Raw genomic sequence first — 24,909 nt, 5'->3', positions numbered from 1 at the left:
GTAAAAACAAATAAGAGGCGGATCAGACTTATCTCGTAAGCGAAATCGGCTGACCGTTGGAAGTCTGGCCGTCGAATTTCGAACCGCCAGAGGAATAGAGCCGAGCCAGCGTGCCGCCATTCTCGTCATAGAGCGTCAACTGCTTGCCGGCGACGTTCCACGACTTGATGCCGTCGATTGGCGCCGGGCAATGCAACGGTCCGGCGCGGAAGCCGGCGCCGAATTTGGTCTGCGGCGTCGCCACCTTGCAGGTCTGGCCCGAAACGCTGGCGTTCCAGACGCCGGCGACGCTGGCCGCAGTCAGATCCGGGGCTCCGGCGGGGGCCGAGCCGTCCGGCGGCAAGGACGCAACCTGCGTATTCGCCGGCGCGGTCGGGAACTGCGACGGATCGGTGGTGCCGGGTGAGACCGGCGGCGGCAGCTGATTCGCCGTCACTTGGCCGGCCGGGGCCGGCTGCAGCGGCGCGGGCTGCTGGTCATCCATCGACGAGAACCGCGAGGTCGAGCAGCCGCTCGCAACGAGCGCCGCCAGCGATACGGCCACCAGGCCGATTTTCGAAAAAGTCATTCCAACCTCCGTCGGATCCGGCTTGGGGGGACGCCGTCCGCGCAATCTCACCTCCACCAAGATGGAGAAGGTGGCGAAATTTCAACCCGATATGGTTAAAATACGGTTTGCGGCAACATTTGTTGCAAATTTATCGCAATCACCCGGCCAATGGCGCGCTCGGCACGAACACATATCCGTCAGGTCCGACGATATAGCTTTCGCGCAAGCCATGCGGCTTGTCGAGCGCGCCAGCCAGCACGATGTGGCCGTGATCCCTTGCCGCCGTCTCGATCGCATCGGGATCGGCGCCGTAGAGGCGCAACTCTATCCCGGCCCCACGTGTTTCGCTGCCGACGATCACCCCGGTCATCGGGTTGTCGAGATAGGAATGGTCGGCATGCAGCATGAACACCGATCCCAGCAACTCGATCGCCGCGAAATCCTCATCGGCGTAGATCACCCGCGCGCCAAGTACGTCGCGGCAGAAGGCTTCCATGGCCACCATGTCGCGCACCAGCAGGTTGACGCCGATGCCGCGCGGCAGCGAGCGGCCGAAATCCTCGGCCTTCATCCACGGGGTCTTCGTCCGTTTCATCGCCATGGCGTCGTCCTGCCGTTCCCCGGTCCCTGGCGATCCTAGCCGAGCCGGCCTCCCGGCCCTTGGCATTCCAGAGCCAAATGCTTGCGCCAGCCGGCGCAGGGCCTATGTCTAGCAAACGCAAACCCGCCGGAGCCGCAACCTTGGCCGCGAAAAAGACAGCCGCCAATCGCTACTACAGCGGCCCGCCAAGCGATCATTTCGACGGCACCTTGTTCTTCAACCCCGACGGCCGGCCGCCAGGGCGCTTCGCCGACCTGCTGAAATGGCAGTTGAGCGGCGGGCGCTCGAAATGGCCGGCGGCCGATCCGAGTACGTTTCAGCAGGCAGATCCCGTGGAAAGGGTCGAAGGCTCCGCTCTGAGGGTGACGATGGTCGGCCATTCCTCGCTGCTCATCCAGACCGCCGGCCTGAACATCCTCACCGATCCGGTCTGGTCGCAACGCACGTCGCCATTTTCCTTCCTCGGGCCAAAACGCGTCAGTCCGCCGGGCATCGCCTTCGTCCGCCTGCCGCCGATCGACCTCGTGCTGGTCAGCCATAATCATTACGACCATCTCGACCTCCCAACGCTGAAGCGGCTCAAGGCAAAGCACGATCCGCTGGTACTGATGCCCCTCGGCAACGACGTCCTCATCGACGGCGCCGTGCCCGGCATGCGGCTGTCGCCGCATGACTGGGGCGACAGGGTCGACACCCATGATGGCGTCGCCATCTATGTCGAGCCGGTGCATCACTGGTCGGCACGCGGCACCCGCGACCGGTGCATGGCGCTGTGGGCCGGCTTCGTCATCGACGCGCCGGGCGGCAAGATCTACTTCGCCGGCGACACCGGCTTCCACGATGGCGCCAATTACCGGCTGATGGCCGAGAAACATGGCGGCTTCCGCTTCGCCATCCTGCCGATCGGCGCCTACGAGCCACGCTGGTTCATGGCGCCGCAGCACCAGAACCCGGAGGAAGCCGTGCAAGGCATGAAGCTGTGCAACGCCGCCTATGCCGCCGGCTGCCACTGGGGCACCTTCCAGCTCACGGACGAACCAATCGACGAGCCGGTCCGAAAGCTGGCTCAGGCGCTTGACGATCAAGGTATCCCGCAGGAGAACTTTCGCGCCTTGCGGCCGGGGGAAGTCTGGGACGTACCCGAGATAAAGCATGGCTGAAGTCTGCATTGGCCATTTACGGCGCGACCATTTTCGCCGATGGTCCGCCCGGGCAGGCAAAGGGAATTCGGATGAAATCGATCATGGCAGTTCTGATGGCGCTGGCGATCTCGACGCCGACCGCTTTCGCGGGTGAAATCAGCGACCGCGCCGTGGAAGCGGAAAAGGCGCTGCAGGCGGGTGACGGCGCCGGCGCGCTGGAAAAATTCCGCAGCGCCGAGGAAGCGCTATGGCAAGCGATGCCGCTTGGCGTGCAGAACGTCAAACAGGTCGACACAGCCGGCGGCTTTGGCATCTATAGCGAGCGTGCCAATCACATCTACAAGCCTGGCGAGAAGGTCGTGCTCTATATGGAACCGGTTGGATATGGCTATGGCTCGGATGGCCTTGGCAATAGCCAGATCGCCCTTGCCGTCGACCTCACCGTGCTTTCAGAATCGGGCGAACCTCTGGGCACCTTCGAGAAGATTGGCAGCGTTCAGGTCGCTTCTCGCTCGCATAACCGCGAACTGTTCTTCAAACTCGATCTTTCCCTCGATGGCCTGCCGCCCGGCAAATACCGGTGCGACTTCCTCATGCATGACCAGAATTCGAACAAGACGGCGCCCTTCACCACCGATATCGAGATCGCCGGCTAGTTTTACCCCCACATACGCCTCGCAGCCAGCGGGAACCCAAGCGCGGCAGCCGCGTTTTCTTGCAGTTTCAAAATCTGTCGGCTTACAAGGCATTCCCATGATCAAATGGATCATCATTCTCCTGATCGTCGCCGCGGCGGCGAGCCTGCTCGGCATGCCGGCATTGGCCGGAGCCGCCGCCACCGGCGCGCGCATCCTCATCGGCATCGTTCTCATCATCTTCCTGCTGGTGGTGCTTGGCATCTTCGCGGTGACGTAAAGCTGCTCCGCACTGGTAATTCCTGCCCGTTTCCGCCATATAGCGCCAAACGGACACGGAATTTTCGGAGCAATGGCAAGCACGGCCCCCTTCGCCAAGATGAACGGCATCGGCAACGAGATCATCGTTGCCGATATGCGTGGCCGTGCCGATCGGGTGACGCCGGCTGCGGCCATCGCGCTGAACGCCGACGCCGCGACCAGGTTCGACCAGATCATGGCGATCCACGACGCCAGGACACCGGGCACCGCCTTTTTCATCGACATCCTGAATTCCGACGGTTCCGGAGCGCAGGCCTGCGGCAACGGCATGCGCTGCGTCGTCCGGGCGCTGGCCGCCGAGACCGGCCAAAAGACCTTCACCTTCGAGACCGTGGCCGGCATCCTCAATGCACGTGAACATGCCGACGGCTCGATCTCGGTGGACATGGGCACGCCGCGTTTTGGCTGGCAGGACATCCCGCTGGCCGAGGAATTCCGCGACACCCGCATGATCGAGCTGCAGATCGGCCCGATCGACGCGCCGGTGCTGCATTCGCCCTCGGTCGTCTCGATGGGCAATCCGCACGCCATCTTCTGGGTCGACCGCGATGTCTGGTCCTATGAACTCGACCGCTTCGGCCCGCTGCTCGAGAACCACCCGATGTTTCCCGAGCGCGCCAACATCACCATCGCACAGGTTACTTCACCGCAAACCATGGTCATCCGCACCTGGGAGCGCGGCGCCGGCCTGACCAAGGCCTGCGGCTCGGCCGCCTGCGCATCGGTGGTTGCCGCGGCCCGTACCAAGCGGACCGGTCGAAGCGTCAGCCTGTTGACCCCCGGCGGTGGCACGCTGCATGTCGAATGGCGCGACGACGACCACGTCATCCTCACGGGTGCCGCCGAATGGGAATTTTCGGGCAGCTTCGATCCGTCGACCGGCATCTGGGCCCGCGACACCGAGAGCGCGGCCTGATGTCCGCTCTGTCCAAGGGCCCGATCTCCGAGGGCCCCATCTCCAAGGCAATTGACGTGGTGACCTTCGGCTGCCGGCTGAACACCTATGAATCCGAGGTGATGCGGCGCGAGGCTGAAACCGCTGGCCTCGGCGCGCTGGAAGGCGGCGCGGTGATCTTCAACACCTGCGCCGTCACCGGCGAGGCGGTGCGCCAGGCCAGGCAGGCGATCCGCAAGGCGCGCCGCGACAACCCGCGGGCGCGCATCATCGTCACCGGCTGCGCCGCGCAGACCGAGCCGCAGAGTTTCGCCGCCATGGACGAGGTCGATCTCGTCCTCGGCAATGAGGAGAAGCTGAAGGCGCATTCCTATCGCGCGCTGCCGGATTTCGGCGTCAACGACACCGAGAAGGCGCGCGTCAACGACATCTTTTCGGTGCGTGAGACCGCCAGCCACATGGTCGACGCCATCGAGGGCCGGGCGCGCGCCTTCGTCCAGGTGCAGAACGGCTGCGACCACCGCTGCACCTTCTGCATCATTCCCTATGGTCGCGGCAATTCGCGCTCGGTGCCGATGGGCGCCGTGGTAGAGCAGGTCAGGCGGCTCAGCACCAACGGCTATGCCGAGATCGTGCTGACCGGCGTCGACATGACCAGCTTCGGCGCTGACCTGCCGGGCGCGCCAAAACTCGGCAAGCTGGTGAAGACGATCCTCAAGCAGGTGCCGGACGTGAAGCGCCTGCGGCTGTCGTCGATCGATTCGATCGAGGCCGATGACGATTTGCTCGACGCCATCGCCACCGAGCCGCGGCTGATGCCGCATCTGCATCTGTCGCTGCAGTCGGGCGACGACATGATCCTCAAGCGCATGAAGCGCCGGCATCTGCGCGATCAGTCGATCCGCTTCTGCGAGGATGTGCGCAAGCTGCGCCCAGGCATCGTCTTCGGCGCCGACATCATCGCCGGCTTTCCGACCGAGACCGACGAAATGTTCGAGAACTCGGAAAAGATCGTCGAGGAATGCGGACTGACCCATCTTCACGTCTTCCCGTTCAGCCCCCGCGAGGGCACGCCCGCGGCGCGCATGCCGCAGGTTCGTCGCGAGGTGGTCAAGCAGCGCGCCGCCCGGTTGCGCGCCGCCGGTGAAGCCGCGTATCGCAGCCATCTGTCGTCGCTGGCCGGAACGCGTCAGTCGATCCTGATCGAGCGCGACGGCCTTGGCCGCACCGAAGGGTTCACGCTGGCGGCACTTGCCACCGGCTCGCCGGGCGAAATCGTCCAGGCTGACATCACCGGCCATGACGGCGCCCGGCTGATCGCGGCGCCGCTTGCCGCCCGCGCCGCCTGAGAAACGCAAAGCATGGCTGGTTTTTTCAAGAAGATATTTTCGTTCGGCAAGAAAGAGGTGGTCGAGGAGCGCATCGACGAGACCGCTCCGCTGCCGCCGATCAAATGGGAAGCGCTCGATGCGCTGAAGCCGGCGGCCGAGCAGGTCGTTCCGGAATTCCTGAAGCGCGACGAGCCGCGGCCCGAGGCGGAGGTCGTGCCGACACCGCCGGCCGAGCCGGAGGTACCGCCAGGGCCGGCACCTGTCGAGGAGCCAACGCCCGCGCCGGCACCGATCGTCCCGTCCGAGCCGGAAATTCAGCCAGAGCCTACACCGATCGAGGAACCGCAGGCACCTGAGCCGCCGGGCCCGGAAATACCGGCCGAAGAGCCGACGCCACCGGAAAAGCCTGATGTGCCGGCCGTGCCGGAGCACGTTCCCGAACCGGCGCCGCAAGAGATTCCAGTCCCGGCACCGGAACTGCCGGAGATCTTGCCGGCCGAACCGGAGCAACAGCCTGGGCCTGCGCCTGTCGAAGTGCCGGCGCCGGTCGAGGTTCCATCAACGATCCCGTCCGCGAGGCCTCCCTCGTCAGAGGTCGGCACCGCCCCTCATCCGCCTGCCGGCACCTTCTCCCCGTTTAGTGACGGGGAGAAGGGTAAAGCTCCAACGCTGACGCCCCCCTCTCCCCGCCTCTTGCGGGGAGAGGGTAAGGGTGAGGGGCAGCGCGAGCCTGCGAGAGATTTGGCATCCCCTGCGGAAGCTACGCCAGCGACTGCCGTGCCTTCGGCCCCACCAGCAGAAATCCAGCCTCCCATTCGCCAGCCCGCGCCAGTCGAGACGCAGCCCGTCATCGCTGAGGTCGCACCCGAACCGCAGCCCGTCCTGCAACCGGCCCCACAACCCCTGCCGGAACCAAGGCCCGCGCCCGGCAAGGTGACCGTCACCAAGAAGGTCGAGCAGAAGGCCGAACCGCGGAAGGCGCCGGAGCCGGCGCCGAGACGCTCCTGGTTCCAGCGCATGAAGGACGGGCTCGCCCGCTCCTCGAAAGAACTGACCGGCAACATCGCCGGCGTCTTCACCAAGCGCAAGCTCGACGAAGAGACGCTGCAGGACCTGGAGGACGTGCTGATCCGCGCCGATCTCGGCATGGAGACCGCGCTACGCGTCACCGATGCCTTGGCCTCCAGCCGCTATGGCAAGGACGTCTCCGAAGCGGAAGTGCGCGCCATCATGGCCACCGAGGTGGAAAAGGTGCTGACCCACGTCGCCATGCCGCTTGAGCTCGACCTTTCCCACAAGCCGCATGTCATTCTTGTGGTCGGCGTCAACGGCACCGGCAAGACCACCACCATCGGCAAGCTCGCCGCCAAGCTGACCGATGGCGGCCTGTCGGTGATGCTCGCCGCCGGCGATACCTTCCGCGCCGCTGCGATCGAACAGCTGAAGATCTGGGGCGAGCGGACGAAATCGCCGGTCATCGCCTCCAAGATCGGCGCCGATGCCGCCGGCCTCGCCTACGACGCCTTCGAGAAGGCGAAGGAGGCCGGCTCCGACGTGCTGATCATCGACACCGCCGGGCGCCTGCAGAACAAGACCGAACTGATGGCCGAGCTCGAAAAGATCGTCCGTGTGCTGGGCAAGCTCGATCCGGAAGCGCCGCACACGGTGCTGCAGACGGTCGATGCCACCACCGGCCAGAACGCGCTCAACCAGGTCGAGATCTTCCGCAATGTCGCCGGCGTCAACGGTCTGGTGATGACCAAGCTGGACGGCACGGCGCGTGGCGGTATTCTGGTGGCGATCGCGGCAAAGCACAAACTGCCGGTCTATTTCATCGGCGTCGGCGAACAGGTCGACGACCTCGAACCTTTTTCGGCAAGCGAATTCGCCAGGGCGATCGCTGGAGTGGCTTGACCCATGAACCCACCTATTCTCGAGCGCGACCTTTCCGATCCTCGTCGCAAGACGCTGAATCCCGCCCTGAAATTCGCTCTCGAACTCGGACCGGGCCTGGTTTTCTTTTTCACGACCATTCGCGGTGAGTGGCTTGCCCAGAAATTTCCCATCCTAACGCATCTGGGCGAACCGCTGCTGATCGCTACCGCCTTTTTCATGGTGGCCACGGCGCTGTCGCTTGCTGTTTCGTGGCTGGTGATGCGCAGCTTGCCTATCATGCCGCTGGTATCGGGCATCATCGTTTTCGGGTTTGGTGCCTTGGCGCTGTGGCTGCAGGACAAGACCTTTGCCTACATGAAGCCGACGATCATCAATTCCCTGTTCGGCCTGACGCTGCTCGGCGGACTGGCATTCGGCAGATCGCTGCTCGGTTATGTCTTTGATTCGGCCTTCAGCCTCGACGCTGAAGGTTGGCGCAAGCTCACCTTCCGCTGGGGACTGTTCTTTCTTTTCCTGGCTGCGCTGAACGAAGTGATGTGGCGGAACTTTTCGGAGGAAACCTGGCTTTATTTCAAGGTCTGGGGCACGATTCCCATCACTCTCGTCTTCACTTTCAGCCAGATGCCGCTGATCCTGCGCCATTCGCTCGAGGAAAAGGCAGCAAAGGAAGAGAAGGCCGGTAAATAGGGAGAGGGCCATGGAATTCGTCACCACGCGCGACGAGCTGAGGACGATCTACAAGACGCCACGCCCGACCGACGGCTCGATCCGCAAGGAATTGAAGGCGCTCGACGGCCATTGCCGTTCCTTCATCGGCAAGAGCCCGTTCGTGCTGATCGGCTCGTCCGACGGCGCCGGCAACGCCGACGTGACGCCGAAGGGTGACAGGCCGGGCTTCGCCGCCGTGCTCGACGACCAGACCATCGCCATCCCCGACCGGCCCGGCAACAACCGGCTCGACACGCTGGAGAACATCCTCCTCAACCCGTCGGTCGGGCTGCTCTTCCTCATCCCCGGCATGAACGAGACGCTGCGCGTCAACGGCGACGCTCGCATCACCATCGATGCGGGTTTGCGCGAGCGCCTAGCCGTCGACGGCAAGGAACCGCAAAGTGTCGTCGTGGTCACCGTCAAGGCCGCCTACATGCATTGCGCCAAGGCCTTCATGCGCTCCGACCTGTGGAAGCCGGAGACCTGGTACGACCGCTCGACGCTGCCGACACTCGGCCAGATCCTGCGCGACCAGCTGGTGCTGGCCGATTCGGTCGAGGCGACCGACCGCTGGCTGGACGAAAGCTACAGGCAGACGATGTGGTAATCTTCGCGGACACGATTCGTCCGAGTTTACCCTTGCTGAACCTCCTTGCCATCTCCGGCAGCCTGCGGGCGGCCTCCACCAATTCGGCCCTGGTCGCGGCACTTGCGCGGAATGCACCACCCGGCTGTCGCGTCACCATCTATGACGGGCTTGGCCGTCTGCCGATCTTCAATCCCGATGAGGAAGGCGAGCGGACGCCGCAAGAAGCCTCCGCGCTGATCGACGCTGTCACCCATGCCGACGGCGTCATCGTCTCCTGTCCGGAATATGCCCATGGCGTTCCGGGCGGGCTGAAGAACGGGCTCGACTGGCTGGTGTCGCGCGACGCCGCCGTCGACAAGCCGGCCATGCTGGTGCACGCCTCGCCGCGTTCGCTGTTTGCCCGCGCTGCATTGGCCGAGATCATGCGCACCATGTCGTTTGCGCTTTATGACGGCGGATCGCTCGAGATTGCGCTCCTGGGCAAGAAGCCGCTGGAGGTGGAGAGCATCTTGGCAGAACCGGCAAATGTGCTGGCGATGCGCAATGCGCTTTCAGCCTTCGCGGATTTCATCCGGACGCGTTGAGCGACGCCACCGTGCCGTCGTTCCCGGGGCGGAGCGAACGCGAAGCGGAGCGCTGGCGTTCCTTCACGCCCCCCTGTCATCTTCTGCGCCGCAGCGGTGACGTTGCTGGAGGCTACTTCTTGCTCCGCAGCGTCTCGACATCGGTCTTGCCGACATACCAGTCGCGGGCGTTGACCTCCTCGAAGACCACCCACACATCGTCGTTCCCCAGTCCGGTGGCCTCCATGATGGCCGCCGTGACCTTTTTGGCGATGTCCGCCTTCTTGCCGGCGGGGTCGGCCGCGATCACTTCCTTGACAAGGCGGATGTTGACGAATGGCATGATTTTCTCCCCTTCGATCTTGTTGACGGCAGCTCAGTACGTTTTGGCGCCGTTGACCATGAGCCGGACCATGTAGAGCGAAGTGGTGCCGGCGATGTAGAGACAGTTCAGCTTGTTGCCGCCGAACACGCAATTGGCGGTGACCTCCGGTACCTTGACCTTGCCGATCAGCGTCCCGTCCGGATCGTAGCAGTGGATGCCGTCGCCCGCACTGGTCCAGATGCGGCCGCCCTCATCGAGCCTGAAGCCATCGAACAGGCCGGCCGTGCAGTCGGCGAAGACTTTTCCGCCGGAAACCTTCTTGCCGCCCTTGCCGACATTGAACACGCGGATATGAGCAGGATCATGCGCGCCATGCGTGCGGCCGGTATCGGCGACATAGAGCTTGCTCTCGTCGAGCGAGAAGGCGAGGCCGTTGGGCCTGACCATGTCGGTGATCACGGCTTCGACCTCACCCGTGCCGGGATCGACCCGGTAGACATGGCAGGCACCGATCTCGCTCTCCGCCTTGTCGCCCTCGTAATCATTGTCGATGCCGTAGCTCGGATCGGTGAACCAGATCGATCCATCCGACTTGACCACCGCGTCGTTGGGCGAATTCAGCCGCTTGCCACGCCATTTCGCGGCAATGGCGGTGATCGAGCCGTCATGCTCGGTGCGGCTGACGCGACGGCCCGAATGCTCGCAGGTGACCAGCCGGCCCTGCCGGTCGACGGTGTTGCCATTGGAATTGCCGGATGGCTGACGGAACACGCTGACATGACCATCGGTCTCGTCGAAGCGCAGCATGCGGTTGTTCGGGATATCCGACCAGACCACATAGCGGCCGGCGGCGAACCAGGCTGGCCCTTCCGCCCATTGGCAGCCGGTGAAGAGCTTGTTCACACGGGCATTCGTGCCGATCAGGCGCGCGAAGCGCGGATCGAGAATTTCGTAGTCTTCGGCGGCCATGGCTTCCCTCCCAGGTCAATCGACGCGGCACCGTCAGCGATCAAGCCAGCCGGCGATCAATAAGGCAAGATCGATCATCAAATCGTCCGCAACCTCCTGCAGACGTGATGAGCGCACCAATGCCGCCTCAGGGACGCTTTACTCGGGTTAAGCCCGCTTAACCCCGGTTAAGGGCCCTTAACCGGCTATGCGCTGGGTGCAATGGTGCATTGCAACATCTTCTTTTTGCAACGCACCAATCCTATGTCATGCTTCGTACTGATCAAGGGAGGAAGAACCGGCCGCCAGCAATGCGGCACAGAAGGAACCTTGCTATGATCTTCAACGATCTCATGAACCGCGCTCGCAACAGCATTGCCAAGCGCAAGCACTACAACCGCCTCGTCGCCGAAATCGACAGCTTTTCCAGCCGCGATCTGGCCGACATGCGCGCCGACCGCTCGGAAATGCTCTACCAGGTCCACAAGCAGATCTACGGCTGACCTTAAGTCCGCGCCACACAGGCGCGTTGAGATTCAGGTCAGGCCGAGACGAAAACGGTGGTTTCCGAGAACCGGAGCGGAGCGTACTTTGGGTACGTGAGCACCGGAAGCGCAGGAAGCCGCCGTTTGCAGGCCGGCTGAATATCAATGTGCCGCCAGCGCCTTGTCGATCTGCGGCAACAGCAGCGTCTGCGCCGTCTCGGGCGTCAGCGGGCCGACATGCTTGTAGGCGATCTTGCCGTCCTTGCCGATGACGAAGGTTTCCGGCACGCCGTAGACACCCCAGTCGATCGCCGTGCGTCCGGCTTCGTCGACGCCGATCGCCTGGAACGGGTTGCCGAGATCGCCGAGGAAACGGCGGGCGTTCTCCGGCTGGTCCTTGTAGTTCAGCGCCGCCATGACGAAGCGCTTGTCCTGCGCCAGCGCCAGCAGCACCGGATGTTCCTCCCGGCACGGCGCGCACCATGACGCGAACACATTGACCAGCGTGACCTTGCCGGCGAACAGCTTCGAATCGAGGCCCGGCAGGTTGCTGCCCTCGAGCGCCGGCAGGTTTGTCCGTGGTGCCGGCTGGCCGATCAGCGCCGATGGCACCTCCGAAACATCGCGCCCCGACAAAAGCTGCGACAGGAACAACCCCGCCAGGCCGAGGAAAATCAGAAGCGGCAAAAGCACGAACAGGCGGCGACGGGGCGGCGCGGGCGTTTCGGTTTCCATGCTCATGACTTGATGGCCTTGTCGGAGCGCCGCCGCACGCCGGACGCTTCCAGTTCGGCGAGTTCACGCTTGCGGGCCCGCTGGTCGACGAGGATCCAGCCGATCAGCCCGGCCAGCGCAAGCGCGGTGATCGCGTAGGCAGCGGTGACGTAGAGTGCATGCGCGCTCATGCCTGCCGCTCCCTCGACGACATCCTTCTCTCCAACCGGATCCTTCCGCCTCGCTCGATCATGCTTTTCCTTAACGGCGTGCCGGCGGCTTCGCAATCGGCCGTCGCGCCGCAGCCTCCTAACATAGGCGGTCGCCGCGCCGCGGCCTTGATGTCACGCAAACCCTGACCGACGTCACTCAATCCGTTCCGTGGCGCAGCGCCAGCGCCGCCGAAACCGGGCCCAGTACGGCAAGAAACAGGGTCAGCGCGGCAAGAATGAGGAAGGGCTGCAGAAACGGATCGGGATTGGCCGTCGCGCCGTAGCTCGCCGAAACGCCGAAGATCAGCACCGGGATGGTCAGCGGCAGCACCAGCACCGAGATCAGCAACCCGCCACGCGGCAGCGCCACCGCTACCGCCGCACCGGCCGCGCCGATAAAGGTGATCGCCGGCGTGCCGACCAGCAGTGTCAGCGCCGTGGCGCCGATGGCGAGTGGCTCCATGTTCATGAACAGGCCGAGCAAGGGAGCGGCAATGACCAGCGGCAGCACGCTGCCCGCCCAATGCGCCAGGCATTTCGTCAGCACGGTCAAAGCCAGCATGTGCCGGTCGTTGCCGAGCACCAGCAGATCGAGCGAACCGTCCTCGCGGTCGGCCTGGAACAGCCGGTCGAGCCCGAGCAGGCAAGACAGCAGCGCGCCGATCCACAGGATCGCCGGGCCGATACGGGCGAGCAGCCTCAGGTCCGGCCCAACCCCGAACGGGATGGTGGCAATGACGGCAAGGAAGAAGATCACGCCGGTCAACGCGCCGCCGCCGGCACGGATATTGAGGCGGATGTCGCGGAGGAAGAGCGCTAGCATCTCATCCTCCCATCCTCAATTCTTTCGCCCCATCCAACCCGAGCGGCAGATGCGTCGCCGCGACAATCATCCCGCCAGCCCCGCAATGCCTCGTCATCAGCGCGGCGAAGCGCCCTTCCGAAGCCTTGTCCAGCCCCGCCGTCGGCTCGTCGAGCAGCCACAGCGGTCGATGGCTGACCAGCAGTTTCGCGATCGCCGCGCGCCGCCTCTGCCCGGTCGAGAGATAGCCGAATGGCAGATGACCGATGCTGCCCAGCCCGACCATGTCCAGCGCCGCTTCGACGCCAACATGGCCGGTGCCGTTGAAGTCGCGCCAGAAGCGCAGGTTTTCCGCCACGCTGAGCGCCGTCTTCATCGCGTTGTGGTGGCCAAGATAATGACAGGCCGAAGCGATCGACGGAAACGCCTCGCCACCACCTTCGATCCGCACGCTGCCTTCCGCCACCGGAAGCAGCCCGGCGATGACCCGCAGCAAGGTCGATTTTCCTGATCCGTTCGGCCCGGTGACGACCAGCGCCTGACCGTCCTGCAGGGCAAAGCCGATGTCGGAAAACACCGTGTCGCCGCCGCGTTCGCCGCCCAGATTTTCGGCGATAAGCCGCATCCCTCACCCGTCCCCAAAACAATGTGTCGCGGCTGCTATCGCATCGCACAAAATAGCCTTTGGACTGTCTAGAACTATTCCAGAAAATTCTCTATATGCGGTGCATCCGTGCCAGCGGTCGGCACGGGAAGCGAATTAGCGCCGAACCAGCGCACGCGCCGCCTTGAACGGCTCGGGTTGCTTGGGAACGGACAGCGGAAATGGCCGTACCCGCACCTTTGCGCGTGATTGCATGCCATCGGCGTCCGTTCCCTTTCAGGCTGAACAGACAAGGACGGATCGCACGTGTCAAAATCCCTCGACAGTTTCAATTGCCGCCGCACGCTGACCGCAAGCGGCACTGAGTATGTCTATTTCGACCTCATCGAGGCCGAGAAGAACGGCCTTACCGGCATCGCCCAGCTGCCCTATTCGATGAAGGTTCTGCTCGAGAACCTGCTGCGCAACGAGGACGGCCGCTCCGTCACCAAGGAGAGCATCCAGGCGGTGGCCGGCTGGCTGACCGACAAGGGCACCGCCGGCGTCGAGATCGCCTATCGCCCGGCCCGCGTGCTGATGCAGGATTTCACCGGCGTTCCGGCTGTGGTCGATCTCGCCGCCATGCGCGACGCCATGGCCTCGCTCGGCGGCGACCCGCAGAAGATCAACCCGCTGGTGCCTGTCGACCTCGTCATCGATCACTCCGTCATCGTCGATGAATTCGGCACGCCGATGGCCTTCGCCCGCAATGTCGAGCTCGAATACGAGCGCAACGAGGAACGCTACAAGTTCCTGAAATGGGGCCAGCAGGCCTTCCGCAACTTCCGCGTCGTGCCGCCAGGCACCGGCATCTGCCACCAGGTCAACCTCGAATATCTCGGCCAGGTCGTCTGGACCAACACCGAGGACGGCGAAACCACCGCCTACCCCGACACCTGCGTCGGCACCGATTCGCACACCACGATGATCAACGGCCTTGGCGTGCTCGGCTGGGGTGTCGGCGGCATCGAGGCCGAGGCGGCCATGCTCGGCCAGCCCGTCTCCATGCTTTTGCCCGAGGTCATCGGCTTCCGCCTCACCGGCAGGCTCAAGGAAGGCGTCACCGCCACCGATCTCGTGCTCACCGTCACCCAGATGCTGCGCAAGAAGGGCGTCGTCGGCAAGTTCGTCGAGTTCTTTGGCCCCGGCCTTTCCAACATGACGCTGGCCGACCGCGCCACCATCGGCAACATGGCGCCGGAATATGGCGCCACCTGCGGCTTTTTCCCGGTCGACAGCGAAACCATCCGCTACCTCACAATGTCCGGCCGCAGCGAGGACCGCATCGCGCTGGTCGAGGCCTATTCCAAGGCGCAAGGCCTGTGGCGCGACACCGGCTCGGCCGATCCGGTGTTCACCGACCTGCTCGAGCTCGAGCTTGGCAGCGTCGTGCCGTCGATGGCCGGCCCCAAGCGGCCCGAGGGCCGCGTCGCGCTCGAAGGCATTCCGGCCGGCTTCGCCAAGGCGATGGAGACCGAGTACAAGAAGGCGGCCGAGATCTCCAAGCGCTATGCCGTCGAAGGCACCTCGTACGATCTCGGTCATGGCGATGTCGTCATCGCCGCCATCACCTCCTGCACCAACACCTCGAACCCGAGCGTGCTGATTGGCGCCGGCCTCCTGGCGCGCAACGCCAACCGGCTCGGCCTCAAGCAGAAGCCGTGGGTGAAGACCTCGCTGGCCCCCGGCAGCCAGGTGGTCGCCGAATATCTGGAGAAATCCGGCCTGCAGAAGGAGCTCGACCAGATCGGCTTCAACCTGGTCGGCTTCGGCTGCACCACCTGCATCGGCAATTCCGGTCCGCTGCCGGCGCCGATCTCGAAAACCATCAATGACAAGGGCCTGATTGCTGCCGCGGTCTTGTCCGGCAACCGCAATTTCGAAGGCCGCGTCTCGCCCGACGTGCAGGCGAATTATCTCGCCTCGCCGCCGCTGGTCGTCGCCCATGCGCTGGCTGGAACCGTCACCAAGGACCTCACCACCGAGCCGCTCGGCGAGGACAAGAACGGCAATCCGGTCTACCTCAAGGATATCTGGCCGAGCTCGGCCGAAATCCAGGAGTTCATCGAGAAGAACGTCACCCGCGAGCTGTTCGCCCGCAAATACGCCGACGTCTTCAAGGGCGACGAACACTGGCAGAAGGTCCAGGCGCCGGAAGGCCAGACCTATGCCTGGGACGACAACTCGACCTATGTGCAGAACCCGCCCTATTTCGCAGGCATGACCGCCGGGTTCGGCAAGATCGGCGACATCAAGGGCGCCCGCGTCCTTGGCCTGTTCGGCGACAAGATCACCACCGACCACATCTCGCCGGCGGGCTCGATCAAGGCGGCCTCGCCGGCCGGCAAATACCTCACCGATCACGGCGTCGGCGTCGCCGACTTCAACCAGTACGGCACGCGGCGCGGCAATCACGAGGTGATGATGCGCGGCACCTTCGCCAACATCCGCATCCGCAACCACATGCTGGGCGAGAATGGCAGGGAAGGCGGCTACACCATCCACTACCCGTCGAAGGAAGAGGAATCGATCTACGACGCGGCGATGGAGTACAAGAAGGAAGGCGTGCCGCTGGTCATCTTCGCCGGTGTCGAATACGGCAATGGCTCGTCGCGCGACTGGGCGGCCAAGGGAACGAATCTCCTTGGTGTCCGCGCTGTCATCGCCCAGTCCTTCGAGCGCATCCATCGCTCGAACCTGGTCGGCATGGGCGTCATTCCCTTCGTCTTCGAGGACGGCACCTCGTGGGCCTCGCTCAACCTAAAGGGCGACGAGCTGGTCGAGATCGACGGACTGAGCGCTATCAAGCCGCGCCAGACGATGACCGCCAGGATCACCTATGGCGACGGCACGGTGAAGAATGTGCCGATCATCTGCCGCATCGATACGTTGGACGAGCTCGACTACTTCAAGAACGGCGGCATCCTGCAATACGTGCTGCGCGATCTTGCTGCGTAGCAGCAAGGGAATAGGGCTTAGGCAGTAGGGAATAGGACACCTACTGCCTACTGCCTACTGCCTACTGCCTACCCTCGGCGCCCCAAACCGCGCCGCCGCCGCCAGAAGCACGCCGAGCATCAGCCCGTTGAGGAGGTGCCAGAGGAAATGCGTGCCGAGCGGAAAGCTGGCGCAGACCAGCGGATCGATCATCCGGCAGATGACCGAGACGACGAAGATCGCCGACCCCACCAGATTGTACCAGCCGGCGCGATTGCCGCCCGCCGCCACCAGGATGCCGAAGAAGGCGAGCGCGAGGAACGGCGGCAGATACCCGGTCGTGCCGTTCGATGCCTGGCGCAGCCAATCCGGCACGGCCAGCGTCACCAGCCCGGCAACCGCGTAGAAGGCAACGAAGATGGCAATGGCCTTGCCCCATCGCATGCCGAGGAACCGGCGCAGGTTGAACAGCGTGTAGGCCAGCGTGAAGCCGGCGATCGGCAGCACGTCGGTCCAGATGGTGCCCTTGGTGGCGAAGGTATGGAATATCGTCGAGCCGATGCCGATCGCCACCACCCACCAGGCCAGCACCTCGGCAAAGGTGCCGGTGCCCTGCCTTCGCACCTCGCGCACGCCCCACAGGCCGGCGGCGATGAAGGCGAGATTTGACAGGGCATTGACCGGCTCGGCCCAGAGTCCCGGCCCGGTTCGCTCACAGTAGAGATCGACTGGCGCCAAAAGTGTTTGCCACATCGTGATTGCCGCCCGAATCGGTTTCCACCCTGAAGTGCAGGCCTTGGTCCTATTGCGCCGTTGCGGTCGGTTGCAATGGCAAAAATTTCACCGCAACGTGACTTCCTGTTGACTTCCGGTTCTGCCACATATTTCAGCAATCACAATAAAGCCGGCACCACCGGCGGGAATCGGAATGGCCATGGCCTCGCGAAAATCATTGTGGCTGGCAGCCCTTGCGCTGGCCTTCTCGGCGTTTGCCGGCGCTGGTCATGCCGGCGGGTCCGACCAGATTCAGGCCGGCAAGCCGCAGACCGACAGACCCTTGGGCGTCGTCGAGCTGTTCACCAGCCAGGGCTGCAATTCCTGTCCGCCGGCCGATGCGTTGTTTGCCGAACTTGCCGCCAAGGAAGATATCGTCGCGCTCGCCTATCACGTCGACTACTGGGATTATCTTGGCTGGCAGGACACGTTGAGCCGCAAGGAGAACACCGAGCGGCAATATGATTACATGCGCGCCTTCGGCAGCCGCTCCGTCTACACGCCGCAGGCCGTCATCAACGGCCGCGTCCATGTCAACGGCGCCAGCCGTGGCGAGGTCGATGGCGCGCTCGCCCGTTTGGCTAAGACCGGCGAAGGCATGCGGGTCGCCATCAAGGTCAGCCGAACCAGCGACCGCGTGATGATCGACGCCGGTGATGCCGGCGCCGGGCCCAGCGATGCCCATGTCGTCATCGTCTATTTCGACCCGCCGCAGACGATCAAGATCGGCCAGGGTGAGAACAGCGGCCGCAAGATGACCTACTGGAACGCTGTTACGGGTATCCAGACCGCCGGCATGTGGCACGGCAAGGCGCAGCGCTACGAATTGCCGATGAGCGAGATTTCCAAGAAGGGCGGCTGCGCGGTGCTGCTGCAGTCGGTCGGCAAGGATGGCCTGCCCGGCCCCATTCTGGGCGCAGCCTTCATTCACAAGCCTTAGAACCTTCCGATCCTGATTGAGCGCCGCTATCTCGCCGATGGCGAGACGATCCTCATTTCGTCATCCTGAGGCAGAGCAGGGACGACGCGACGACACAGAGGGCTCATGCCAAGACTTTCAAACACAGATTGGCAAAAGCGGGGATGAGGGCCAATCTCCCTCCTGTGGGGGCGATGCCCGGCAGGACAGAGGGGGCGCGAAGGATCGCCAGCGTTAGCGGATGGAGCAACGAACCCGCGCACCTGTCGAAGGTGTTCAGCCACGATTAACTAGGGATCAACCAGGCATGAAAAAACCGACGTCAGCTTGCTTCTGACGTCGGTTATTTAGGTTTTGGGATCGTCGCACCCGTTTTTTCCGAGGAAAAACCGAGGTTGGTTCGATCCGACGCAGACCCGTGGGCGGGGGGCTTGGGGTTTACGAGCCGGTGCCGGACCGAACCGTCTCAGGCAACGCCGGTAAATTCGTCGGACATTGGGGCATGAGCGCGGATAAAAAATGGCAGGAATGTGGCGAAGCATCACCAATTCCAACACGGCGTTTCATAAAAGTGACTGGACGTTGCGGAAACAGCGCAGCGCGGGGCTCGCTTTGCGGGTCTTGCAATTCCTTCGCGAACGCGCCAACTTTGGTTGGCAAAGATTCATTTTGAAGGATCGAGGCATGACCGATGACGGCGGCGGGACGGGGGATGGCGACGCATCCGCAATATTGATCCCGCTGCACGAGGCAAGACGCGAGCGCCTCGATCAGCCGGTGCGGTTCGACCGGCGTGAACTGGACCAGATCCTCAGGATCTACGGGCGCATGGTTGCCGCCAATGAATGGCGCGACTACGCCATCGACCACCTTACTGACCGCGCCGTGTTTTCCGTCTTCCGCCGCACCAGCGAAGTGCCGCTGTTCCAGATCGTCAAGGACCCGAAGCTGGCCCGCAAGCAGGGTGCTTTTGCCGTCATTGCCGCTGGCGGCCGCATCCTCAAGCGTGGCCAGGAGCTTGGCCGCGTGCTTGGCGTGTTCGACGGCAAGCTGAAACTGGTCGAGGCTTGAATTCCAGGAAAAGTGCGTAGCGGTTTCCGTCCGGAATTGCCTAAAAAATCAATTAGTTATTTTTGTTGCGGAATTTCCGCTCCGGCAGCGAATCCGGATCAGGCGGCGCCGAGGCCCCGCCGTTCAACGACAGCTGCATGAAGACCGTATCCAGCCAGCGCCCATGCTTGTAGCCGGAGCCTTCAAGGCGGCCGGAATGGCGAAAGCCGAGCTTTTCGTGCAGCCGCACCGAAGCGCTGTCCGGCCGTCCATCGCCGATCACCGCGACGATCTGACGAAAGCCTGCCGCGCGGCATGCCTCGATCAGCCGCCGCATCAGCAACAGGCCAACCCCCTGGCCCTTGGCCTCGGGCGCGACATAGACGGAATCCTCGACGATGAAGCGGTAGGCCGGGCGCGGCCGGAACGCCCCGGCATAGGCATAGCCAAGCACGGCGCCGTCCTTCTCCGCCACCAGGTAGGGAAAGCCGCCGGCCATCAGACCGTCGAAGCGGGCGCCCATCTCGGCGCGGCTGGGCGGCTCCAACTCGTAGCTGGCGGTACCGTGCGTCACCGCATCGGCGTAGATTTCCGCGATTCGGTCGAGGTCGGCCGATCCGGCGGCCCGAATGGTGATGCTGCTCATAATTTATGCAAGTCGTTCATGTGCCTCCCATAAAGCAAAGGCCGACACAAAAGAAAAGGGCGGCCGTTGGGCCGCCCCTTCCAAACTCGCTGGTCCAGATAAAGCCTTAGCGGCGATCACCCATGAACTGCAGCAGGAACATGAACAGGTTGATGAAGTCGAGATAGAGCCTCAGGGCACCCATGATCGCCTTGCGGCCGGCGACATCCGAAGCGTCGCCGTCGAAATACATCTCCTTGATCTTCTGCGTGTCATAGGCGGTGAGGCCCGAGAAGATCAGCACGCCGATCGCCGAAACGGCGAAGGACAGGGCCGACGACTGCAGGAAGATGTTGATCACCATTGCGATGATCAGGCCGAACACGCCCATGATCAGGAACGAGCCCATCGCGGTCAGGTCGCGCTTGGTCGTGTAACCATAGAGCGACAGCGCGCCGAAGGCCGCTGCGGTGGCGAAGAAGGTCTGCGAAATGCTGGCCGTCGTGTAGACCAGAAAGATCGACGACAGCGACAGGCCGACGAGGCCGGCATAGACCCAGAACGTCGTCTGCGCCGCCGCAACGCTCATCGACTGGACACGGAACGACAGGAACATCACCGCGGCCAGCGGGGCGAAGATCACCACCCAGCGCAGCGGCGAGCCGAAGATCGCATAGCCGAAGGAGGTCAGCATCTCGCCGCTTGGCAGCGTCGCGACAGCCGAGGCCGGATCGGTGGTGGTGGCCAGCATGATCGTGCCGATCGCAGCAAGGCCCGTGATGAGGAGGCCAAGCCCCATCAGATTGTAGACCTTGATCATGTAGGCGCGCAGGCCTTGATCGATATCAGCACCGACGCCGACGCCGGGCACGGCGCGCGTCTGGTAGTTGCGAATGGGATCAGCCATTGTAGTCCTCTATTGCTTCTGCCCCGTCCGGTGTCAGGTCCACCCGGACCCAGGCGCCGCTGGCAGGGCTCCAGCATGCCTGTGGCGAAATATGATGGTTATTCGCGTCAAGAACAAGACCGTAACGGGGTGTAATGCTTCGTGAGGCACGCATGGCCCGGTTTTTCGGCCTTTGATGGCGAAACATTACTCCGATTTAACCAAATGCCGGCCGCCAGAACATCGCCAGCACCTGGAACTCACGCGACTCAGAGGTTGCGCAGCACCGGCGCGGCCTTGTGGCCAAGCACCCGCCAGGTGCCGACGAGACCGATACCGACCGTGATCACCAGCGCAAAGACGATCGTCGCCACCGCCACCTCGGGCATGAAATGCGACGGCAACGTCATGATGCGTGCGACGACGAACCAGGCAGCGGCACTGCCGGCGGCCAAGGCGAAGATCGCGGTGGCGAGCCCGATCAGCATGTATTCGAGCGAGAAGGCGGCAATCAGCGTCGAGCGCGTCGCGCCCAGTGTCTTCAGCACCACCGCATCGTGGATGCGCGCCCGGTTGCCGGCGGCAAGCGCGCCGGCCAGCACCAGCACCGAAGCGATCAGCGCCACGCCGGCCGCGGCCCTGATCGCCGTGCCCAGTTGCCCGACCAGCTGGTTGACGACATCGAGCGCGTCCTTGACCCGCACCGTCGTCACCGCCGGGAAGGCGCGGGTGACGGCATTGAGGACGCGGGCGTCGTCGGCCGTCGTGGCATTCTTTTCGGTGAGCGTCGCCATCCAGCCATGCGGGGCGCCGGCGAATGTGTTGGGCGAGAACACCATGACGAAATTGATCCCCATCGTCTCCCATTCGACCTGGCGGAAATTGGCGATCCGGGCCGTCACGTTGCGGCCGAGCACATTGATGGTGATGGTGTCGCCAAGCTTCAGCCCGATCTCCTTGCCTTCCACGGCCGAAAACGAGACCAGCGGCTCGCCGCCATAATTGTCCGGCCACCAGCTGCCCTCGGTCAGCGTCGCATTTTCCGGCTGCCTGGCGTCATAGGTCAGGCCGCGATCGCCTTTCAGCACCCACGCGCCTTCGGCCGGAACCTTGACCTTGTCGACGTCGACGCCGTTCAGCGCCATCACCCGCCCGCGCAGCATCGGCACCTTGGCCAGTGTTCCCCGTGGCGCCTCCTTGCCGATTAGCGCGGAGAAGGAAGCGACATCGCTGCTCTGGATGTCGACGAAGAAGAAATTCGGCGCCCGCTCCGGCAGGCTGCCGGAGATCTGCCGCCGCAGATTGCCGTCGATTAGCGCCAGAGTCACCAGCAGCGTCAGCCCGAGCCCCAGCGACAGCACCACCGATGGCGTCAGCGCACCGGGCCGATGGATGTTGCCTACGGCGAGCCGCAGCGCCACGAAGCGCACGCGAGGGCTCTTCCGCGCCGCCCATTGCACCAGTGCGCCGACGAGGCGCAGCACCAGGAAGGCGAAGATGGTGGCGCCGACGAAGATCGAGGCGATGCGGCGGTCGCCGGAAAACAGGATGGCCAGCGCCGCCAGCAACAGCGCGATGCCGATGGCTGAGGCAATATAGACAGGGCGCGGAAAGCCCCGCCCTTCCAGCCCCATCTCGCGAAACAGCGCGGTGGCCGGCACGTCGCGGGCGCGGCCGAGTGGCAGAAGCGCGAAGGCCAGCGTCACCAGCAGGCCGAACAGCGCCGCCATGCCGAGCGCGCCGGGATAGAAGCCGCCTTCCGCCGGCACCGGAATGACGGATTTGAGCGCGGCACTGGCGGCGAACGGCATCAGCGCGCCAAGCACCAGGCCGAGCAGAATGCCCAATGCGGCGATGATCAGAATCTGCACCAGATAGACGGCAAAGACGAAGCCGCCGGAGGCGCCCAGGCTCTTGAAGGTGGCAATGACGCCGCGCTTGCCGTCGAGATAGGCACGCACCGCATTGGCGACGCCGACACCGCCGACCACCAGCGCCGTCAGCCCGACCAGCGTCAGGAATTGCGAGAAGCGTTCGATGTTGGACGACAGCGCCGGGGCGGCATTGCTGCGCGTGCGGATCGACCAGCCGGCCTCGGGAAAGTCCTTGGCCGCCTGATCCTGGATGGCCTTGAGCCGCGCCTCGTCGGCATCGGCTGGCAGCCGGATCTTGTAGGCATTTTCGACCAGACTGCCCGGCTGGATCAGCCCGGTGGCCGCCAGCCCCTGGCTCGAGATCAACAGCCGCGGCGCGAAGCCGAACCCGTCGGACACGGCGTCCGGTTCGGTGACCAGCCTGGCGCGCAGCTCGAAGGTGGTGGTGCCGAGCTTCAGCCGGTCACCGAGCTTGAGATGCAGCCGCTCGAACAGCAGATCCGGTGCCGCGGCGCCGAACACGCCGAACTCTTCGCCGAGCAGTTCCTGCTTCGACAGCGCCGGATCGGTTTCCAGCGCGCCATAGAGCGGATAGGCATCGTCCACCGCCTTGGCCTCGACCAGCGCCTGGTCGGATCCGTCGGCGAGACGCGCCATCGAACGCATGCTGGTGGTTCTGGCAACCGTGCCCAGCCCGTCCAGGAAGCCACGTTCGGCCTCATTGGCGTCGCGCTGGTTGATCTGGAAGCGGAGGTCGCCGCCAAGCAGCGTCTGGCCCTGATTGGCGACGCCGGCGGTGATCGACCGCGCCACCGAATTGACGCCGCCGATCGCCGCGACGCCAAGCGCGATGCAGGCGAGGAAGATCAGGAAGCCGGACAGGCCGCCGCGCATCTCGCGCAGCGAGAAGCGGACCGCGAGCTTCAACGTCTGCGCCAGCGGCATCAGGCGGTGACCTTGACGGGCACTGGCGCCTCGATCCGGCCGGAGCGCATCGAAACCTGGCGCGAGCAGCGCGCCGCGAGTGCGGGGTCATGGGTGACCAGAACCAGCGTCATGCCACGCTCGGCCGCCTTGGCGAACAAAAGGTCGGCGACCTGCCGCCCCGTTGCCTGGTCGAGATTGCCGGTCGGCTCGTCGGCGATCAGGATACGCGGTGACGGCGCCAGCGCCCGGGCGATCGCCACGCGCTGCTGCTCGCCCCCCGACAATTCGCCGGGATAATGCGTGACGCGGTCGCTCAGGCCTACCGCCGCCAGTTCGCGCGCCGCCACCGAAAACGGATCGGCATGGCCGGCCAGCTCCAGCGGCACCGCGACATTTTCGAGCGCTGTCATGTTGGGAATGAGGTGGAACGACTGGAACACGATGCCAATGTTTCGGCCACGAAACGAAGCGATTCGATCCTCGCTTTTGCCGTTGAGCAGCTCGCCGGCGATTCGTACCGTACCCGAATCGACCCTTTCCAGGCCAGCCAAGACCATCAGCAAGGTCGACTTGCCGGAGCCGGATGGACCGACGATGCCGGTCGCCTCGCCGCGCGCCACCTCAAGGCTGACGCCTTTCAGCACATGGACAGACGATGCCCCTTCGCCAAGCGTCAGGGATACGTCTTTCAGCTCGATGACGGCTTCTGTCAAAATGAAAGCGTCCTATATGGGAGAATGAAGGCTCTGCTTGTCGCAGACCGTCGCCGCAAGAATTCCTTGGTCATATGGGGCCTGCCGCATGTCTTTCAAACGCAGTATTGCCGCAGGCTTTATCGTTTTCCTCGCCATTTGCGGCGCCATTTCGTCGGCGCGTGCCGAGCCGTTCAAGATCGTCGGCTTCGGTGACAGCCTGATGGCGGGCTTTGGCCTCGGACCGGACGAGGGCTTTACCGACAAACTGCAGGCAGCACTTCGCGCCAAGGGCCATGACGTGGCCGTCGCCAATGCCGGCGTCTCCGGCGACACTTCGAGCGGTGGCCTGGCGCGGCTCGACTGGTCGATGCCGGACGGCACCCAGCTGGTCATCCTCGAGCTCGGCGCCAACGACATGCTGCGCGGGGTCTCGCCCGACATCACGCAAAAGAACCTGGACGAGATGCTGGGCAAGCTGAGGGAGCGCAAGATTGCCGTGCTCTTGGCCGGCATGCGCGCCTCGCCCAATCTCGGTGCCGACTATCAGAACGCCTTCGACGCCATCTTTCCGCACCTTGCCGGGAAATACGATGTTTCGCTCTACCCGTTCTTTCTCGACGGCGTCGCCGGCCAGCCTGGCCTGCAGCTCGAGGACGGAATGCATCCGAACGCCCAGGGCGTCGACAAGATGGTCGAACGCATCCTGCCGACCGTCGAAAAGGCCATCGCGGCGGTGCCGGGAGGTTCGTGAGACCGGACGGGACCTGTTTCCGTTGGGGAAGCTTTTTGACAAGGACTGTGACCAACAAACCTCTTGCTCCGTTTGACTATCGATGATTCGCTACGGATGACAGTTCGA

Annotated in this window: 27 protein-coding genes; 14 read left to right on the top strand and 13 right to left on the bottom strand. The window is 64.0% G+C overall.

The annotated features are described in order from the left end of the window. Nucleotides 1–28: 28 nt before the first annotated feature. Complete coding sequence (locus tag BLS48_RS05650) at nucleotides 29–568, bottom strand: protease inhibitor Inh/omp19 family protein (protein ID WP_091576009.1); 540 nt, start codon at nucleotides 566–568, stop codon at nucleotides 29–31. 139 nt (nucleotides 569–707) lie between these two features. Next, entirely contained in the window at nucleotides 708–1,151 is a 444-nt protein-coding gene (locus BLS48_RS05645) for a VOC family protein (protein ID WP_091576008.1), read from the bottom strand. A gap of 140 nt (nucleotides 1,152–1,291) precedes the next feature. On the opposite strand from BLS48_RS05645, the gene BLS48_RS05640 reads away from it, so the two are divergent. The 9 genes from BLS48_RS05640 (at nucleotide 1,292) to BLS48_RS05600 (ending at nucleotide 9,255) form a co-directional block, all read left to right on the top strand. Further along, nucleotides 1,292–2,311 (top strand): MBL fold metallo-hydrolase, encoded by a 1,020-nt coding sequence (locus BLS48_RS05640; RefSeq protein WP_091576007.1) that lies wholly within the window; start codon nucleotides 1,292–1,294, stop codon nucleotides 2,309–2,311. Nucleotides 2,312–2,394: 83 nt separating this feature from the next. Beyond that, nucleotides 2,395–2,949: a hypothetical protein gene (locus BLS48_RS05635; protein WP_244529519.1), complete on the top strand. Its 555-nt coding sequence runs from the start codon at nucleotides 2,395–2,397 to the stop codon at nucleotides 2,947–2,949. 97 nt (nucleotides 2,950–3,046) lie between these two features. Then, nucleotides 3,047–3,208, top strand: coding sequence for a DUF1328 family protein (locus BLS48_RS05630; protein WP_091576005.1), 162 nt, complete (start codon nucleotides 3,047–3,049; stop codon nucleotides 3,206–3,208). Nucleotides 3,209–3,280: 72 nt separating this feature from the next. After that, nucleotides 3,281–4,165: a diaminopimelate epimerase gene (dapF, locus tag BLS48_RS05625; RefSeq protein WP_091576004.1), complete on the top strand. Its 885-nt coding sequence runs from the start codon at nucleotides 3,281–3,283 to the stop codon at nucleotides 4,163–4,165. Continuing rightward, the gene (gene mtaB, locus BLS48_RS05620; RefSeq protein ID WP_091576003.1) at nucleotides 4,165–5,493 is read left to right on the top strand and encodes a tRNA (N(6)-L-threonylcarbamoyladenosine(37)-C(2))-methylthiotransferase MtaB; all 1,329 of its coding nucleotides are present in this window, start codon (nucleotides 4,165–4,167) and stop codon (nucleotides 5,491–5,493) included. Before dapF ends, mtaB begins: the two co-directional genes overlap by 1 nt. A 12-nt stretch (nucleotides 5,494–5,505) precedes the next feature. Next, nucleotides 5,506–7,389, top strand: coding sequence for a signal recognition particle-docking protein FtsY (gene ftsY, locus BLS48_RS05615; RefSeq protein ID WP_091576002.1), 1,884 nt, complete (start codon nucleotides 5,506–5,508; stop codon nucleotides 7,387–7,389). Between the two features lie 3 nt (nucleotides 7,390–7,392). Beyond that, on the top strand, nucleotides 7,393–8,058 hold the full coding sequence (locus BLS48_RS05610; protein WP_091576001.1) for a septation protein A: 666 nt from the start codon (nucleotides 7,393–7,395) through the stop codon (nucleotides 8,056–8,058). A 10-nt stretch (nucleotides 8,059–8,068) separates the two neighbouring features. After that, complete coding sequence (locus tag BLS48_RS05605; protein WP_091576000.1) at nucleotides 8,069–8,689, top strand: pyridoxamine 5'-phosphate oxidase family protein; 621 nt, start codon at nucleotides 8,069–8,071, stop codon at nucleotides 8,687–8,689. Nucleotides 8,690–8,721: 32 nt separating this feature from the next. Next, nucleotides 8,722–9,255 carry an NADPH-dependent FMN reductase gene (locus BLS48_RS05600; protein ID WP_091575999.1) on the top strand — a complete coding sequence of 178 codons (534 nt, stop codon included), beginning with the start codon at nucleotides 8,722–8,724 and terminating at the stop codon, nucleotides 9,253–9,255. Nucleotides 9,256–9,367: 112 nt separating this feature from the next. Here BLS48_RS05600 and BLS48_RS05595 read toward each other — a convergent pair whose 3' ends face one another. Together BLS48_RS05595 and BLS48_RS05590 are read right to left on the bottom strand one after the other, a co-directional pair. Further along, nucleotides 9,368–9,577, bottom strand: a complete 210-nt coding sequence (locus BLS48_RS05595; RefSeq protein ID WP_091575998.1) for a tautomerase family protein — start codon at nucleotides 9,575–9,577, stop codon at nucleotides 9,368–9,370. A gap of 33 nt (nucleotides 9,578–9,610) precedes the next feature. Further along, nucleotides 9,611–10,528 (bottom strand): SMP-30/gluconolactonase/LRE family protein, encoded by a 918-nt coding sequence (locus BLS48_RS05590; protein WP_091575997.1) that lies wholly within the window; start codon nucleotides 10,526–10,528, stop codon nucleotides 9,611–9,613. A gap of 314 nt (nucleotides 10,529–10,842) precedes the next feature. On the opposite strand from BLS48_RS05590, the gene BLS48_RS05585 reads away from it, so the two are divergent. Further along, nucleotides 10,843–11,010, top strand: a complete 168-nt coding sequence (locus BLS48_RS05585) for a hypothetical protein (RefSeq protein ID WP_091575996.1) — start codon at nucleotides 10,843–10,845, stop codon at nucleotides 11,008–11,010. A gap of 144 nt (nucleotides 11,011–11,154) precedes the next feature. Here the strand turns inward: BLS48_RS05585 and BLS48_RS05580 are convergent, their stop codons facing one another. The 4 genes from BLS48_RS05580 to ccmA all read right to left on the bottom strand — a co-directional run bounded on the left by BLS48_RS05580 (nucleotide 11,155) and on the right by ccmA (nucleotide 13,345). Beyond that, nucleotides 11,155–11,733 carry a DsbE family thiol:disulfide interchange protein gene (locus BLS48_RS05580; RefSeq protein WP_091575995.1) on the bottom strand — a complete coding sequence of 193 codons (579 nt, stop codon included), beginning with the start codon at nucleotides 11,731–11,733 and terminating at the stop codon, nucleotides 11,155–11,157. Next, complete coding sequence (gene ccmD / locus BLS48_RS05575) at nucleotides 11,730–11,897, bottom strand: heme exporter protein CcmD (protein WP_091575994.1); 168 nt, start codon at nucleotides 11,895–11,897, stop codon at nucleotides 11,730–11,732. Before ccmD ends, BLS48_RS05580 begins: the two co-directional genes overlap by 4 nt. A 178-nt stretch (nucleotides 11,898–12,075) precedes the next feature. Beyond that, nucleotides 12,076–12,741, bottom strand: coding sequence for a heme exporter protein CcmB (gene ccmB / locus BLS48_RS05570; protein ID WP_091575993.1), 666 nt, complete (start codon nucleotides 12,739–12,741; stop codon nucleotides 12,076–12,078). Between the two features lies 1 nt (nucleotide 12,742). Continuing rightward, nucleotides 12,743–13,345 (bottom strand): heme ABC exporter ATP-binding protein CcmA, encoded by a 603-nt coding sequence (gene ccmA / locus BLS48_RS05565; protein ID WP_091575992.1) that lies wholly within the window; start codon nucleotides 13,343–13,345, stop codon nucleotides 12,743–12,745. A 285-nt stretch (nucleotides 13,346–13,630) separates the two neighbouring features. Here ccmA and acnA point away from each other — a divergent pair, with 285 nt between their 5' ends. Next, nucleotides 13,631–16,321 carry an aconitate hydratase AcnA gene (gene acnA / locus BLS48_RS05560; protein ID WP_091575991.1) on the top strand — a complete coding sequence of 897 codons (2,691 nt, stop codon included), beginning with the start codon at nucleotides 13,631–13,633 and terminating at the stop codon, nucleotides 16,319–16,321. A gap of 54 nt (nucleotides 16,322–16,375) precedes the next feature. Here the strand turns inward: acnA and BLS48_RS05555 are convergent, their stop codons facing one another. After that, on the bottom strand, nucleotides 16,376–17,053 hold the full coding sequence (locus BLS48_RS05555) for a ceramidase domain-containing protein (RefSeq protein WP_091575990.1): 678 nt from the start codon (nucleotides 17,051–17,053) through the stop codon (nucleotides 16,376–16,378). A gap of 175 nt (nucleotides 17,054–17,228) precedes the next feature. Here BLS48_RS05555 and BLS48_RS05550 point away from each other — a divergent pair, with 175 nt between their 5' ends. Together BLS48_RS05550 and BLS48_RS05545 are read left to right on the top strand one after the other, a co-directional pair. Beyond that, nucleotides 17,229–18,014: a DUF1223 domain-containing protein gene (locus tag BLS48_RS05550; RefSeq protein ID WP_091575989.1), complete on the top strand. Its 786-nt coding sequence runs from the start codon at nucleotides 17,229–17,231 to the stop codon at nucleotides 18,012–18,014. A gap of 663 nt (nucleotides 18,015–18,677) precedes the next feature. Then, on the top strand, nucleotides 18,678–19,064 hold the full coding sequence (locus BLS48_RS05545) for a DUF2794 domain-containing protein (protein WP_091576226.1): 387 nt from the start codon (nucleotides 18,678–18,680) through the stop codon (nucleotides 19,062–19,064). A 52-nt stretch (nucleotides 19,065–19,116) separates the two neighbouring features. Here BLS48_RS05545 and BLS48_RS05540 read toward each other — a convergent pair whose 3' ends face one another. From BLS48_RS05540 to BLS48_RS05525, 4 genes are all read right to left on the bottom strand, one after another. After that, a complete protein-coding gene (locus BLS48_RS05540; RefSeq protein WP_091575988.1) occupies nucleotides 19,117–19,689 on the bottom strand; it encodes a GNAT family N-acetyltransferase in 573 nt (190 codons plus the stop codon). 106 nt (nucleotides 19,690–19,795) lie between these two features. Further along, nucleotides 19,796–20,575 (bottom strand): Bax inhibitor-1/YccA family protein, encoded by a 780-nt coding sequence (locus BLS48_RS05535; RefSeq protein WP_091575987.1) that lies wholly within the window; start codon nucleotides 20,573–20,575, stop codon nucleotides 19,796–19,798. A gap of 248 nt (nucleotides 20,576–20,823) precedes the next feature. Continuing rightward, a complete protein-coding gene (locus BLS48_RS05530; RefSeq protein WP_091575986.1) occupies nucleotides 20,824–23,373 on the bottom strand; it encodes an ABC transporter permease in 2,550 nt (849 codons plus the stop codon). Continuing rightward, on the bottom strand, nucleotides 23,373–24,068 hold the full coding sequence (locus tag BLS48_RS05525) for an ABC transporter ATP-binding protein (RefSeq protein WP_091575985.1): 696 nt from the start codon (nucleotides 24,066–24,068) through the stop codon (nucleotides 23,373–23,375). Before BLS48_RS05525 ends, BLS48_RS05530 begins: the two co-directional genes overlap by 1 nt. A gap of 88 nt (nucleotides 24,069–24,156) precedes the next feature. Between BLS48_RS05525 and BLS48_RS05520 the strand changes: the two genes are divergently transcribed. Further along, nucleotides 24,157–24,801, top strand: coding sequence for an arylesterase (locus BLS48_RS05520; protein ID WP_091575984.1), 645 nt, complete (start codon nucleotides 24,157–24,159; stop codon nucleotides 24,799–24,801). Nucleotides 24,802–24,909 lie beyond the last annotated feature (108 nt).

The sequence above is a fragment of the Mesorhizobium qingshengii genome, from assembly GCF_900103325.1.
In the GTDB taxonomy this organism is placed as follows: Bacteria; Pseudomonadota; Alphaproteobacteria; order Rhizobiales; family Rhizobiaceae; genus Mesorhizobium; species Mesorhizobium qingshengii.
This window is presented reverse-complemented; position numbering and strand designations above follow the sequence as displayed.